The 13914-nt window shown below is 51.0% G+C and carries 13 protein-coding genes and 3 tRNA genes; 2 read left to right on the top strand and 14 right to left on the bottom strand.

What is annotated here, in order from left to right:
- From B3355_RS00590 to B3355_RS00565, 6 genes are all read right to left on the bottom strand, one after another.
- A complete protein-coding gene (locus B3355_RS00590) occupies nt 1-708 on the bottom strand; it encodes a hypothetical protein (protein ID WP_292779143.1) in 708 nt (235 codons plus the stop codon).
- Nucleotides 705-2621, bottom strand: coding sequence for a type II secretion system protein GspD (locus B3355_RS00585; RefSeq protein ID WP_292779140.1), 1917 nt, complete (start codon nt 2619-2621; stop codon nt 705-707). Before B3355_RS00585 ends, B3355_RS00590 begins: the two co-directional genes overlap by 4 nt.
- Nucleotides 2622-2790: 169 nt before the next feature.
- On the bottom strand, nt 2791-3798 hold the full coding sequence (locus tag B3355_RS00580; protein WP_242402229.1) for a GGDEF domain-containing protein: 1008 nt from the start codon (nt 3796-3798) through the stop codon (nt 2791-2793).
- 113 nt (nt 3799-3911) lie between these two features.
- A tRNA-His gene (locus B3355_RS00575) sits at nt 3912-3987 on the bottom strand.
- 14 nt (nt 3988-4001) lie between these two features.
- Nucleotides 4002-4078, bottom strand: a tRNA-Arg gene (locus B3355_RS00570).
- Between the two features lie 36 nt (nt 4079-4114).
- Nucleotides 4115-4191, bottom strand: a tRNA-Pro gene (locus tag B3355_RS00565).
- A gap of 83 nt (nt 4192-4274) precedes the next feature.
- On the opposite strand from B3355_RS00565, the gene folD reads away from it, so the two are divergent.
- Nucleotides 4275-5147: a bifunctional methylenetetrahydrofolate dehydrogenase/methenyltetrahydrofolate cyclohydrolase FolD gene (gene folD / locus B3355_RS00560; RefSeq protein ID WP_292779135.1), complete on the top strand. Its 873-nt coding sequence runs from the start codon at nt 4275-4277 to the stop codon at nt 5145-5147.
- 129 nt (nt 5148-5276) lie between these two features.
- Nucleotides 5277-5699 (top strand): RNA polymerase-binding protein DksA, encoded by a 423-nt coding sequence (gene dksA, locus B3355_RS00555; protein WP_019880976.1) that lies wholly within the window; start codon nt 5277-5279, stop codon nt 5697-5699.
- Between the two features lie 89 nt (nt 5700-5788).
- Here dksA and B3355_RS00550 read toward each other — a convergent pair whose 3' ends face one another.
- The 8 genes from B3355_RS00550 to B3355_RS00515 form a co-directional block, all read right to left on the bottom strand.
- Nucleotides 5789-6913, bottom strand: coding sequence for a deoxyguanosinetriphosphate triphosphohydrolase (locus tag B3355_RS00550; protein ID WP_292779129.1), 1125 nt, complete (start codon nt 6911-6913; stop codon nt 5789-5791).
- 14 nt (nt 6914-6927) lie between these two features.
- Nucleotides 6928-8007 carry a 3-dehydroquinate synthase gene (aroB, locus tag B3355_RS00545; RefSeq protein WP_292779127.1) on the bottom strand — a complete coding sequence of 360 codons (1080 nt, stop codon included), beginning with the start codon at nt 8005-8007 and terminating at the stop codon, nt 6928-6930.
- Nucleotides 7995-8537 (bottom strand): shikimate kinase, encoded by a 543-nt coding sequence (locus B3355_RS00540; RefSeq protein ID WP_019880972.1) that lies wholly within the window; start codon nt 8535-8537, stop codon nt 7995-7997. The genes aroB and B3355_RS00540 overlap by 13 nt, the downstream gene beginning before the upstream one ends.
- Before the next feature lie 82 nt (nt 8538-8619).
- On the bottom strand, nt 8620-10869 hold the full coding sequence (pilQ, locus tag B3355_RS00535) for a type IV pilus secretin family protein (protein ID WP_292779123.1): 2250 nt from the start codon (nt 10867-10869) through the stop codon (nt 8620-8622).
- Entirely contained in the window at nt 10866-11396 is a 531-nt protein-coding gene (locus B3355_RS00530) for a pilus assembly protein PilP (RefSeq protein WP_292779121.1), read from the bottom strand. Before B3355_RS00530 ends, pilQ begins: the two co-directional genes overlap by 4 nt.
- The gene (locus B3355_RS00525; RefSeq protein ID WP_024930321.1) at nt 11393-12037 is read right to left on the bottom strand and encodes a type 4a pilus biogenesis protein PilO; all 645 of its coding nucleotides are present in this window, start codon (nt 12035-12037) and stop codon (nt 11393-11395) included. The genes B3355_RS00530 and B3355_RS00525 overlap by 4 nt, the downstream gene beginning before the upstream one ends.
- A gap of 7 nt (nt 12038-12044) precedes the next feature.
- The gene (locus B3355_RS00520; protein ID WP_024930320.1) at nt 12045-12638 is read right to left on the bottom strand and encodes a PilN domain-containing protein; all 594 of its coding nucleotides are present in this window, start codon (nt 12636-12638) and stop codon (nt 12045-12047) included.
- The gene (locus B3355_RS00515; RefSeq protein WP_292779118.1) at nt 12635-13708 is read right to left on the bottom strand and encodes a pilus assembly protein PilM; all 1074 of its coding nucleotides are present in this window, start codon (nt 13706-13708) and stop codon (nt 12635-12637) included. Before B3355_RS00515 ends, B3355_RS00520 begins: the two co-directional genes overlap by 4 nt.
- Nucleotides 13709-13914: the final 206 nt, after the last annotated feature.

Genomic DNA, 13914 nt, shown 5'->3' with positions numbered 1-13914 from the left:
TCAATGCTCCAGTTGCATCAAAAACAGGTCATCCTCAGGCGTATAGTCTGGAACCTCCTGACGGATTCTGCTTAAGTAATCTTCACGCTGCTGAATCTCGCCGCGTTGGCTGGTGACGACCAGCATGCCCGCCAAGGCAATCACCTGATGGGGGTCTTGCTGTAACACCTCTTCAAAAGATGCTCCTGCTAGCACCAGCTGACCAGAAAGTAGTTGTTGTACAGCGGTGTTTAATTGTGATTTCAGGCTCGCTTGCAATTTCGGCATGGCTTGAATTTGCAACGTCAGACGTAACGGTTTGGGGGCTGGTTTTGCTGTGGCATACCCCTCCACCGGCGCCTCAGCTGCTGGATAGCTTAAGGCCGTTACCGGAGATGACTTCGCAGGCTTGAAAGTAAACAGGCTCGGCAATTTGTTTGATGTCGCCAGATTGCCCAGTGCAGGTGCATGGATAGGATAAAACGCATCCACCGGCTGACTCAAGCCAGCAGGCAACTGTCTGATAATGCCATTTTCACCACCAGACAATATATGATAGCCCTCCTGCCAGACCAGGCCACTGATCAAAACAACGCAGCCCCACAACAAATAACTTAAGCCGATTTCAACGCGCTTAAGATCTGTGATGATCAATGCGCGGCGATAGGCGCGTTGCGCAGAGCGGCCATACCCTGGCCACGATGCCAACAATCTTAGACGTCGATTCATGACGGCTCCCCCACATTGATCTCAAATGCATCAGCAGGTAATTCATCAGGCAATAAAGGCTGAAACGATTGCAAGTCACCCGACCGCACATCGGCGCGCCCGATGACGGTCGGCCTGAGAAAAACAATCAACTCGGTCTTTTTTGCCGCCTGATTTTTACCGGTAAACACTTGCCCAAGCACTGGCAACCTGGATACGCCGGGCACACGGTCGGTGAATTCGCGCTGATCCTCCTGCATCAACCCACCCAGCACAGCGATATTGCCGCTAGCAATATTCAGCACCGACTCCATTTCACGCACTTGTATTTCAGGGATGCTGCTGACTATCCGCGTACTACCGCTGCCCAATTGCGGATTAGGGTCTTCGATATAGCGCAACACCTTGGACACGGTGGGGCGCACATTCAAATTCACCCGCTGATGGCTGTTAATTTGTGCCGTGACGGCCATGACTAACCCGACTGGGACGGTATTGGCGGTAGTGGTGACGGCCTGTAAATTACTGCCGCTATTGCTGCTGCTTTGGGAAATTTGCGACTGAATAGTGAAATACACCAGATTGTCGACCACCTTGAGAATCGCAGTCTGGTTATTGAGCACCATTAATTTAGGGCTGGATAACACGCGCGTTTTGCCAAACTGTTCTAGCAAAGTCACGCTGGCACTGAGGTTGCCCAAGCGACTAAACGGATTAAAGTACCCTAGCATGAATGCCACACTGCCATTATTCTGGCCAAGTGCATTTTTACTGTTATTACTTTCCCAAGTGCCAGCCGCACGATTGAACTGTGCCGCATCATTGCCAAGCGATTGCGCTAACTGCCATCCGCGCTGCTGTGCCGAAGCGGACAAACGGCTCCAATCGATGCCCATCTGAAAGCTTTTACTTAACTCGACTTCCACAATCGTGGCTTCAATGAGCACCTGTCTGGCGGCCACTTGCATCACCGACTCCAGATACGACCTGACTTGTGCCTGCTGGCTTTGCGACGCCCGGATCGTCAAAATACCCGTTTCAGGATTGGCAATCAGCCGTGAAGCATGCCAGCGGACATGCGCCTGTTTGACTCTTTCCGAAGCAACAGAGGCGCTGGCTGCTGGTTGATCTGGCACCTCACGCGGATGGCGAGTGGCCTGCATACTGTCGACCGGCTCAGTCGTCTGCACAGGCAAATCCAGGCTTGATGGCGTACTCTCCAGCACCTCATCACGTGCGATGCTGGCCTTATCAGTTTCGTCTAACAGCGCCTGTATATTCTCGACGACGCTTTCCCACAAGTGATAACGCGATTGCGAAGTGACCGCCGTTCTTGAGCTGTTACTGTTACCGCCTTGCGCCACCACTGCTTGCCCGGTGCCACCATTGCCCGCAGCCCCTGCGGCGGCTCTGCCAGCGCTATTGATTTCACTGGCGACCCCGATATAGCCAGTGGTGTCCCGACTCATGTTGACGTAATTCAATTTATAACTACGGATGACAGGCATGTCTGGCGTAATTAACCACACGCCATTCGACCACTCATAATACATATCCAACTGCTTAGATATACGTGCCAGAATGGACGGCACTGACTGCTGGATCGCATTCAGACTCACCTTGCCTCGCAAGCCTGGGTGCACATCAATATTCAAACTGCTTTCACGCGCAATCGCCAGCAATACCTCCTGAACGGGCGCATCGTGCACCACCAGGTTAATCAGCAAGGTGGGGGTGGCTGACTTCAATGGCGGCTTGATACTACGGGTAGATTCAATCTCGGAAATATCGACTTCAGGATAAACCGCGATAGGAGAGGTTTCTGTCGGAGGCGTGTCTGGCAAATGCAATGCAGAGTGTGTAGACGCATCAAGCGGCTGCCGTAGGCATGCGGTGAGCCAAATACAACACAGCAGGATGAGAGCGGAGCGCATCGACTTCCCCCGTTACGATATTGACATTTTTTAACACATATTAAATATAATCAATGTGCAATGTCAAATCATCTTGAGAGAAAATGCAGGTCACCGACGAGATTGGTGGCGAGTGGTCAGTCGGCGGGCACACTTTCAGTGCCCGCACTTAGCAATATGGGAGTAAAGACTAGAATAATTCGATTTCGCCGCTAATCACGGTATCTGTGAGCAAACCTTGTGCGATCAACGTCTCATAGTAGCAAATTTGATTTCGACCGTGCTCTTTGGCGTAATATAAAGCCTCATCTGCATGCTCAAGCACCGTATTCGGCAATACATTCAACGCCATTTTTGAGCAGCCAATACTGATCGTGACCTGCCCCACTTGCGGGAATGAATACGCGGCCAGCGCTTCCTTAAATCGGTCGAGCAGCATGATGATGTCATTTTCTTCGGCACAGGAAAACACGCCGACAAACTCTTCCCCGCCAAAGCGGAACAACAAGTCGCCATCCCGGAAAGCCTCCTGCATCAACCGTGATAACAGCAGCAGCACTTCGTCACCAATCAAATGGCCATAGGTATCGTTAATTCTCTTGAAGAAATCAATGTCGAAGATCACCAGATAGTGATGTAAGGGGAATCTGTATTCCGGCTTATAGTCATTGAGCAGGATTTTGCCGACGCATTGATCGAATGTTTTGCGATTGAGCAGGCCAGTCAAGGCATCGCGCTCGTTTTCTATAATCAACCCGGCGTAATGCTGGAACATCTGCAAGCATTGCTCTACCAGCTCAATCTCTTCCGCCGAAAGTGTTTCGTGCTGGATCAGCAGGATGGCACTTTTGTGGGAAATACTTTGCTTGAGCGGGAACACATGCAATTTGCCGCTAGCGGTATCAAAACACGCATGCTGACGATATTCTTGATTCAAATAACCCAACAGCATCGTATAGACCTCTGGCGGCCAGGCCTCAAAGGTCGGATCAGTACTGGATTCCTGAGTATCCATCACCGAAACAAGCTGCCGTTTGGACAATACTTGCATTCTGATCGGCTGCGCCTGGGTTGCAAACACAGACATCCAGTGCTGCATTAATGATAGCAGCGCCGGATCAAGTGCAAGGCTTTCCCTGACCTTGGTGAGGTCGATCAGGCTTTGCATAAATTTTTTCAAATTCAGAGGTGTAGTCATGTTCGCGACAATGGTTGTTTCGAACACTTTATCAAAAGCATGCTGTTGGTCTATTGGTAAACAGAGCCAATTTTAGTGACTATTTTTGAATTTAAGACTGGAGAAAACAAGAATGGGGTGGCTAATGGGACTCGAACCCACGACAACCGGAATCACAATCCGGGGCTCTACCAACTGAGCTATAGCCACCACTGGGGAAATTTTGGCCTGCCCGACAGGAATCGAACCTGTAACCCCCAGCTTAGAAGGCTGGTGCTCTATCCAGTTGAGCTACGAGCAGATAGGAGTTACATGCCGACGGGCAATCCAGAGAAACTGGTCGGCGTGGAGAGATTCGAACTCCCGACATCCTGCTCCCAAAGCAGGCGCGCTACCAGACTACGCTACACGCCGAAGACGGAAATATAACCGATTTTCTGAATTTGTGTCAATGTCGATGTGATAAAATTCTATTTTTTACGACAAATATTTTGTTCATGAGCGCTCATATTATTGATGGCAAGCAAATTGCCAGTCAACTGCTAGAGGATATTAAAGCCAACATCGACCAACGTGTACAGGCCGGAAAACGTGCCCCGTGCCTCGCGGTGATTTTATTAGGGGATGACCCGGCCTCTGCCATTTATGTGCGTAACAAACGCCTGGCTTGTGAAAAAACAGGCATCGTTTCAATCGCCCATAATTTACCTGCCAGCACCTCACAAGAAGAATTATTTGCGCTGATCAGGCAATTGAATGCCGATGATACAACTGACGGCATTTTGGTACAGTCGCCGTTGCCACATCATATTGATGAAACAGAAATTTTGGCCCTGATTGATCCGGCTAAGGATGTGGATGGCTTTCACCCTTATAACATTGGCCGCCTGGCCGTACGCCAGCCACTGCTGCGCTCTTGCACACCTTACGGTGTGATTAAAATGCTGCAAGCCAGTGGTATCGCACTCAAGGGGCTGGATGCCGTGGTGGTGGGTGTATCCAACCACGTGGGGCGCCCGATGGGCCTGGAGCTGCTGCTGGCAGGTTGCACCGTCACGAGCTGCCATCGCCATACTAAAGACCTGGCGACCCATATTGGCCGTGCTGATTTAATTGTTGCTGCGGCTGGCAAAGCGGGGCTGATTAAAGGTGAGTGGATCAAACCGGGCGCGATTGTTGTAGATATCGGCATCAATCGCCTGCCGGATGGAAAAATCACCGGCGATGTGGATTTCGCAGTGGCCAGCCAGCGTGCGAGCCACATCACCCCCGTACCAGGCGGTGTGGGGCCGATGACAGTGGCAACACTGATGGAAAATACATTAAAAGCACTGGAGTTACGCGAGCAAGCTTCATCCGCGCGCGTTTAAAACACAGCAAAGAGCCTTTGCATGCCCTTAGAAACTGGTGTAAACTCGCGCGATTGTTGATAGACCTAATGCAGTACAAGCGCCTTTTTTGGCAATAACTATTCAGTAGTTTCGTTCTTTGGAACCATCATGGCAGATACCGTTAACAAATCCTTCACCCCTTACCAGCCAGCCGCCGGTGAGGAATACATGAACAAAAAGCAGCAGGATCACTTCCGCAAAATCCTGAATGACTGGAAGTCAGAACTGAGTCACGACATTGACCGTACCGTGCATACGATGCAGGACGAAGTCACCAGCTTTGCTGACCCGAATGACCGCGCCAGCCAGGAGTCCGACATGGCGCTGGAGTTACGCAACCGCGACCGCGAGCGCAAGCTGATTAAAAAAATCGACGAGACATTGCGCAATATTGACAGTGGCGATTATGGCTACTGCGAAGGTTGTGGCATTGAAATCGGCCTGAAGCGCCTCGAAGCGCGTCCGACTGCCACATTGTGCATTGACTGCAAAACACTGGACGAAATGCGCGAAAAACAAGTCGCTAAATAATCCTCGCCATCAGGCTGAATCCGTTCAGCCATATGCAATAAAAAAGGCTGCTTATCATGGCAGCCTTTTTTATTACGCATGATGGGCGGTTACCAGCTCTCCTCCACCGCGAATAAACGCCGGTGTTCGCGTATGGCGTAGCGGTCCGTCATCCCGGCAATATAATCCGCCACCGCACGCGCCTGATTTTGCTTGGCGACCAATTGATATTCGTCCGGCATCAGGGCAGGATTATCCATAAACGCCGTGAACAACTCTGCAATAATGCGGCGCGCTTTGGCGCTCATGCGATTGACGCGGTAGTGCTGGTAAAGATGCTTGCGCAAAAACTGCTTGAGTTCCAAGTTCTTCTCTTCCAGCACCTGGCTAAACCCGACCAGGTAGGCAGGCGCCTTGCGCACATCGTCAATGCTGGCCGGGTTTAATGCAGCGATGGCCTGCTGGCTTTGCTCGCATAAATCGACCACCAGCACATTAATCATGCGACGTATGGTTTCATGTACCAGTCGTTTTTCTTCTATCTCGCCATACAGCTTTTTAACTTCGGCCATATTTTCAGCGAAAAGCTGGATGCCGGCCAATTGCTGGATAGTGATCAAGCCGGAGCGCAGACCATCATCCACGTCGTGATTGTTATAAGCAATCTCATCGGCAAAATTGGTGACTTGCGCCTCCAGGCTGGGCGATTCACCGCGCAAGAAACGCTCACCAACATCTCCCAGCAACTGTGCATTTTTGCGCGAACAGTGCTTGAGGATACCTTCACGCACTTCAAAAGTGAGGTTCAAGCCATCAAAACTGGCATAACGGTTTTCCAACACATCGACCACGCGCAATGACTGCAGATTATGTTCAAAGCCACCGTAATCACGCATGCAATGATTGAGCGCATCCTGACCCGCATGGCCAAAAGGCGTATGGCCGAGGTCATGCGCCAGTGCAATGGCCTCTGCCAGGTCTTCATGTAAACCCAGCGTGCGCGCGATACCGCGTGTGAGTTGCGCCACTTCAATGCTATGTGTGAGGCGTGTGCGGAACAGGTCGCCCTCGTGATTAACAAATACCTGTGTTTTGTATTCGAGACGCCTGAAAGCCGTAGAATGAATAATACGATCGCGATCGCGCTGGAACACATTGCGCAATGGCGACTCTTGCTCGCTGACCTTGCGACCACGTGTTTTTTCAGGCTGTGCGGCAAAGTGAGCTAAGGTCATGACGACTTTCTGTGTTACGCCGCCGATGACAGCGTTTGCTTCAACTTTTCGGCATCGTAATCGGCGGTGATCACCGCCTTGCCAATATCCTGCTGCAAAATCAGGCGGATACGGCCATCTGACACTTTCTTATCCAGCTGCATTAAACGCAGATACTCATCCGCCCCTAAATCTGGCGCTGTAATCGGTAGTTTTGCGGCCTGCATAATGGTTTTAATACGTGCCATTTGCGCCGCATCGAGCCAGCCCATACGTTGCGACAGATCCGCCGCCATCACGGTGCCGGTCGCCACGGCTTCGCCGTGCAGCCAGACGCCATAACCCATGGCATTTTCAATGGCGTGACCAAAGGTATGGCCCAGATTGAGCAAGGCACGCTCGCCCTGCTCATGCTCATCGGCCACCACCACCTCAGCTTTATTCTGGCACGAACGGTAAATAGCATAGCTGGCAACGGCGGTGTCCAAGGCCATCAGGGCGGACATATTGGTTTCCAGCCAATCAAAAAAGTCGGCATCGCGAATCAGGCCGTATTTAATGACTTCAGCGACCCCTGCCGATAACTCGCGCTGCGGCAAGGTCTTCAGCGTGTCGATATCGGCCAGTACCAATTTAGGCTGGTAGAACGCCCCTATCATGTTCTTACCCAGAGAATGGTTAATGCCGGTTTTACCGCCGACACTGGAATCCACTTGCGACAACAAGGTGGTCGGCACCTGGATAAAGGGTACACCACGCAAATAAGTTGCCGCCGCATAGCCTGTCAAGTCACCAATCACTCCGCCACCGAGGGCAATCAGGGTGGTGTTACGCTCGCAGCGGTTTTGAAGCAAATGGTCATAGATGATTTGCAGCGTCTGGTTGTTTTTATACGCTTCACCATCCGGCAAAATAATTTCAATCACGCTCACACCTGCATCGCGCAAGGGCTGGGCAATGGCCTGCATATATAAAGGTGCCACCGTCGTATTGCTGACAATCGCCACCTGTTTGCGTTTCAAATGCGGCAAAATCAGATCAACCTGGCCTAGCAGGCCATTGCCGATATGAATAGGATAACTACGGTCAGCCAGGCTGACGGTTAAGGTTTGCATGATGGCTCCAACGCATTGAGGGCGTTTTCAATTTTTTGGATAATCACCGCCACCGGCTGATGGCCGGTATCGACGATCAGGTTTGCAGTTTCGGTATAGAGTGGATTGCGGGCGTGAAACAACTGTTCCAACTTGGCTTTCACGTCCACATTTTGTAGTAAAGGGCGATTTTTATCGTTACGGGTACGTAAATACAGTTCATTGACATTGGCACGCAGATAAATCACATAGCCATACTGCTTGAGGATATCGCGGTTTTCCGGCGCAATAATGGCACCACCACCCGTGGCGAGCACAATATTATCCTGCTGCGCAAACTCCTCCAGCGTAGAGGTTTCGCGCTTGCGGAAACCCGCTTCGCCTTCCAGTTCAAAAATAGTCGGAATCTTGACGCCGGTACGTTGCTCAATCACATGATCTGTGTCGTAGAAGGTTTTGCCCAGACTTTTGGCAATCAATTTGCCAACGGTGGTCTTACCTGCCCCCATCAAACCGATCAAAAATATGTTGTTTGGTATTTGCGCACCCATAAAAAAACCCAACTGTTTCAGTTGGGCATTTTAAGGCAAAGCCTGTCGGCTGTCAGTAATCGTGCGCGTTTGCTTGCGCTAATTAGTTCAAAGCCAGCGTTTCATCCATCACTTTCGGCGTGATAAAAATCAACAACTCAGTTTTATCCTCTTGCTTGGTGTTGCGTTTGAACGCATAACCAACCACCGGCAAGTCACCAAAGAAAGGCACTTTGTCAGTAGATTTACGGGAGACCTGCTCGTAAATCCCGCCCAAGACCACTGTCTCGCCGTTGCCCACCAGGACCTGCGTTTGTACGTTTTGCGTATTAATCGCCACGCCACCGGGCAAGGTTTCACCACGGCTGTCTTTGCGTACATCAAGATCCATAATAATTTTCTGGTCTGGCGTGATTTGCGGAGTGACCTCCAGGCTCAATTCAGCCTTTTTAAAACTCACAGCCGTCGCGCCGCTACTCGTTGCGCTTTGATAGGGAATCTCGACACCCTGAGCAATTCTGGCTTTTTGCTGATTTGCCGTGGTCACACGCGGACTGGAGATTACTTTACCGCGTGAGTCTGCTTCCAGCGCTGACAACTCGAGGTTAAGCAACAAATTGGCCGACAACTTGAGCAAGCTCAGCGCAATGCCACCATAAGCGTTGGTCACGGGCAGGTTGGACATCAAATCAGGCTGACCATTGGAGCTGATAGTGTAGTTGCCCAGCGTCGCACTCTGTACTGTGCCGCCCTGCGTACCCAGCGTATATGTGCCCGTGCCGCCCGCTGTAGTAGGCGCGGTATAAGCCGTGGCCTTATTTCCTAACGTCCCACCTATCGACAAGCTGGTATTACTGCCCGGTGTACCGGTTTGCGAAATACCAAACCGCGCGCCCAATGCCTTAGAGAAGGTATTGGAAGCAATCACCATGCGTGATTCGATCATGACCTGCTTCACAGGTACATCCACCTTGTTAATGATGGTCTGGATTTCCTCCAGTTTTCTTGGCGTATCCTGCACAAAAATCGTATTGGTGCGCGCATCAAAAGTCACGCTACCGCGCTGCGACAGAATACGGTTCATACGGCCCGCCGACGAGCCTCCAGAAGCCCCGGCAGAAGTACCGCCTGAACTGCCACCTGAACCACTGGTGCTGCCACCGAGTAACATGTTTCTAAAATCTATGGCTTTCTGGTATTTCAACGAGAATACTTCTGTACGCAGGGTTTCCAGGGTCTCGCGCTCAGCTTCAGCAGTGAGTTGCGCCTTTTCCTTGGCGGCAAACTCCTCTGCCGGTGCAATCGAAATCACACTGCCGTTGACGCGCATATCCAGGCCTTTGCTTTTCATGATCACATCCAGCGCCTGATCCCATGGCACATCCTTCAGGCCGATAGTTACGCTGCCGGAGACGGAGTCACTAACTACAATGTTTTTGCCTGTGAAGTCAGCAATCACTTTCAATACATCCCTGACATCTACACGCTGGAAGTTCAAGGAAAGTTTCTCACCGGCATAGCCTTGCTTGGAGCCTTGAATGAGCTTGTTAGGATCTTTTGCTAATGGACGGATATCTACCACCAGGCGGCGATCGGTCTGGTAAGCAGACTGCTCCCAATCCCCCTGCGGCTCAATCACGATTTGTGCCTGGTTGTGATGTCGTAAAGCATCAACATACAATACAGGCGTATTAAAGTTGATCACATTCAGGCGGCGTTGCAATGCTTCCGGCAACTCGGTATCGGCAAAATCAACCACCACCGTTTTACCTGCATTACGCACGTTGACACCCACACGGTTATCCGAAAGATCCACCAAAATACGACCTTCACCATTTTTGCCACGCACAAAATCAATCTTCTGGATTTTGTGGCCAGCTGCCACTTCCTGCTCAGAAAAACGCTTGGCGGCCACGGCGGCAGCCGGGGCTTCTACGCCCTCTTGTGTGAGCCCGACCAGCAAGGTCTGATCCTGCACCTGTAACTGGTGCTGCACTGGTTTGGATAAATTGAGCACCACGCGGCTGCGGTCACTGGCTTGCGCCACTTGTACAGATTTCAATACACCCTGATTCACTGGCAGCACATTCTTGCCGGTGGCATTGCTGGCATTGGGGATATCAAAAACAATCCTGGGCGGATTACTTAAAGTGAAACTGAGTGGCGCAGTGGCGAGTGGTTGCGCCATCTGCAATTGCACGTTCAAACGCCCTCCCGGCAGTGCAGTGACATCCACGGCTTGCAGTTGGTTAGTCGCCGTCGGCAAATCAGCCGCAACGCTCCATCCCGACGTGGCGAGTGCCACAGACAAGAATGCCACCCGGGCAACAAGAAAGCTTAATTTTTTCATCATTGATGTTCCTGCAGTTCCAATGTTGTCATTTGCTCGGCCCATTCCCCGCTCACCGGGTCTTGAATCGTCTCTTTTATTTTTAACTCGTATTTCAGTGTCTGGCGGTTTTCTGCCAAGGCCGTAATCACACCAAACTTTTCTCCCAGGTGTGATCCAGGCTTTACCTGATACACCATATTGTCAGACGTTTGTATGGTGGCAAACATGCTGTTCTTTTTGCTTAGTACGCCGACAAATTTGAGGCTTTCCAATGGATACGCTTCCAGCGGTTCCTTGGGGCGTTTCAAATCAGGCTGATTGGTGTTTTGCACCGAGGCCTTGCGCGGCACAAACGGATCATGCAGCACGCCATCTGCGTTATATTGCTTGGGAGAAAACCCCTGCACCTCTGGCAATGGCTCCACCGGTGCCACCATAGTCTGGTTGGCCTCATTCATAAACTGGGTCAAATCGTCATCCTGTGACGTACCACAGGCCGTGAGTAACACGGCCGGAATCAGGCAAAACAAGTAATTGTTGCGCATCATTTCTTCCCTGCCTTGCTTTCTTGGGCTTTACGCGCAGCAACTTCTTCCGCGTCCAGATAGCGGTAGGTTTTGGCGACAGCTTCCATCACCAGCATATCTTTATGCGGCTGCTTGTCGTCCTTGCCGGCTGGCTGGATTTGCAGGTTATGCAAGGTCACGATACGTGACAACTTGGCCACCTCAGTGACAAATGCGCCCAAATTATGGTAACGCCCTAACACTTTGATATTGATCGGTTTTTCAGCATAAAACTCGGCAAAAATCTCTGGCATCGGCACAAAGCCTTCAAAAGACAGGCCCTGACTTACGCCTGCCTGGTTAATATCCGTCAGTAACCCGTCCATCTCGGACTTATCCGGCAACTGCTTAAGCAAAGTACCGAAAGTACGCTGAATCTCAATCACTTGCTGCTCATAAGCCTTGATCTTCATAGCCTGTATTTTTTTGCCCAGATATTCGTCACGTAAGCCTTGTTCTTTTTCTTTTTCAGCTTTTAATTCTTTAAGGTTAGGGCTGAGGAGAAACACATAGCCCACTACCAGCAGCGCTGCCGCCAGTATCGTCAATAAGACCGCTTTCATCGGCATCGGCAAATTGCCGGCCGTTTTGATATCTATATTATTAAAGTCAGAAAGTTGCATCTCTGGGTCATCCTTTGGCAGGCGCAGGCTTCTGCTTGGCAGGGTCGTCTTTAGGCGTGTCGCGCTTCAACGATACCCGCAACACAAACTCATACTCTTTAATACCTAGCGCATTGGTATTGGCCTTAATTTCAACCAGGTTAGGACTGTGCATAATGGGCGACTCACTCAGGTTGTGTACCAGCGTGGCAACTCTGGCATTGGTATCCGCGACCCCTTTGAGCTCAATCTCATCCTGCAATTGCTTGACGCTTTTGAGGAGTACACCTTCTGGCAGCTGCCTGGCTAACTCATCCAGAATCAACACGGCCTGATTACGGTCGCTTTGCAAGCCTTCGACGATCTGCTTGCGCTCCAGCACATGCTTGATTTGCTCTTTCAAACTGCCGATCACGGCAATTTCTTTGTCCAGCCGCGCCGTCTCATCTAGCAAGCGCTGGTTACGCGACTGTTGTGTCTGGATTTTGCTGTGGATATAACTCCAGCTCACAAACAAAATAGCCGCAGCGGCAATCGCCACTAATGATGCCATCAAGCCAAACTCACGCTGGCGCTCCGCACGCTTGATCTGACGATGCGGTAACAGGTTAACTTTAATCATGCGTCCACCCCACGCAGTGCCAGGCCACAGGCGATCATCAGCGCAGGCGCATCTGCTTCAAGCTGGGAAGGTTTAATCTTATTGGCCAGCGTCATGCCCTGAAAGGCATTCGCGACCAAAGTATGCACACCGGTTTTTTGTTCTATCAGTGCCGCCAAGCCTTCAGTGGCAGCCACGCCACCGGCCAGCAACACATGATCCACCGAGTTGTACTGGGTAGAGTTGGTAAAAAAGGACACGGCACGCGCGGCTTCGCCTGCCAGGTTTTGCAAAAACGGCTGCAATACTTCCTGTTCATAAGAGTCTGGCAACCCGCCCTGACGTTTGGCAATTTCGCTCTCTTCAGGCGACAGGCCAAACCGGCGCTGAATTTCCTGCGATAACATGGCGCCGCCAAACGCTTGCTCCCTGGCATAGACGGAATGTGCGCCGACCATGACATTGATATGCGTCACATGGGCGCCTATATCTAGCATCATGGTGACGGTTTTTTTGTTATGTTGTGGCAACTGCTTAATAATTTGGCGATAGGCCGTTTCGGTGGCGTAAGCTTCTACATCAACGATGCTCACCTTCAAGCCAGCCTCTTCAGCCACGGCGACACGGTCATCAATTTTTTCTTTTCTGGCCGCTACGATCAGCACTTCGACTTCATCCGTGCTTTTGCCCATCGGCCCCAGCACCTGAAAATCGAGGTTCATTTCCTCAAGCGGGAAAGGAATATACTGGTTGGCCTCAGACTCTACCTGCAACTCCAGGTCTTCTTCGCGCAAACCGGCAGGCATGATGACCCGCTTTGAAATCACCGCCGCCGTCGGCAGTGCCAACACTACCTGGCGCGCACGCGACCCGAGCAAACGCCAGGCCGATCGCATGGTATCGGCCACCTGCACCAGGTCATTAATATTGCCATCGCTAATGACCCCTTTAGGCAGGGTCACATTGGCGTAGCCATCCAGTCGGAATTGTTGTTTGCCTATGGCACTCAGCTCCACCATTTTGATAGCGGTTGCACTGATATCAACACCAATAAAACTGGTTTTTTTGCGTTGTAAAAAGCCCAGACTCAACTGTATTGCCCTTTTTAAGTATTTGAATGTTCGTTGGGTTATGCATCAACCATGCCAACTCACACTATTTCATGGCGACAAGCAAATGACTGGCCTTCATGGTCGCCAGAAGAATGCTGATTATTTGCATGATTCCATAATTAACTGCCATTGAATTGGCAAAAAAAGATTACAATTCATGGGTAATTCTCACGATGGCAGCAAGA

This window comes from Methylophilus sp. UBA6697 (assembly GCF_002454655.1).
In the GTDB taxonomy this organism is placed as follows: Bacteria; Pseudomonadota; Gammaproteobacteria; order Burkholderiales; family Methylophilaceae; genus Methylophilus.
This window is presented reverse-complemented; position numbering and strand designations above follow the sequence as displayed.

What these genes read in the sequence shown, in the direction of transcription:
- B3355_RS00580 (WP_242402229.1), bottom strand. Translation starts at nt 3,798, where the DNA reads ATGACTACACCTCTGAATTTGAAAAAATTTATGCAAAGCCTGATCGAC.
- B3355_RS00585 (WP_292779140.1), bottom strand. Translation starts at nt 2,621, where the DNA reads ATGCGCTCCGCTCTCATCCTGCTGTGTTGTATTTGGCTCACCGCATGC.
- pilQ (WP_292779123.1), bottom strand. Translation starts at nt 10,869, where the DNA reads ATGATGAAAAAATTAAGCTTTCTTGTTGCCCGGGTGGCATTCTTGTCT.
- B3355_RS00530 (WP_292779121.1), bottom strand. Translation starts at nt 11,396, where the DNA reads ATGATGCGCAACAATTACTTGTTTTGCCTGATTCCGGCCGTGTTACTC.
- folD (WP_292779135.1), top strand. Translation starts at nt 4,275, where the DNA reads ATGAGCGCTCATATTATTGATGGCAAGCAAATTGCCAGTCAACTGCTA.
- B3355_RS00520 (WP_024930320.1), bottom strand. Translation starts at nt 12,638, where the DNA reads ATGATTAAAGTTAACCTGTTACCGCATCGTCAGATCAAGCGTGCGGAG.
- B3355_RS00540 (WP_019880972.1), bottom strand. Translation starts at nt 8,537, where the DNA reads ATGGGTGCGCAAATACCAAACAACATATTTTTGATCGGTTTGATGGGG.
- B3355_RS00550 (WP_292779129.1), bottom strand. Translation starts at nt 6,913, where the DNA reads ATGACCTTAGCTCACTTTGCCGCACAGCCTGAAAAAACACGTGGTCGC.
- B3355_RS00590 (WP_292779143.1), bottom strand. Translation starts at nt 708, where the DNA reads ATGAATCGACGTCTAAGATTGTTGGCATCGTGGCCAGGGTATGGCCGC.
- B3355_RS00525 (WP_024930321.1), bottom strand. Translation starts at nt 12,037, where the DNA reads ATGCAACTTTCTGACTTTAATAATATAGATATCAAAACGGCCGGCAAT.
- dksA (WP_019880976.1), top strand. Translation starts at nt 5,277, where the DNA reads ATGGCAGATACCGTTAACAAATCCTTCACCCCTTACCAGCCAGCCGCC.
- aroB (WP_292779127.1), bottom strand. Translation starts at nt 8,007, where the DNA reads ATGCAAACCTTAACCGTCAGCCTGGCTGACCGTAGTTATCCTATTCAT.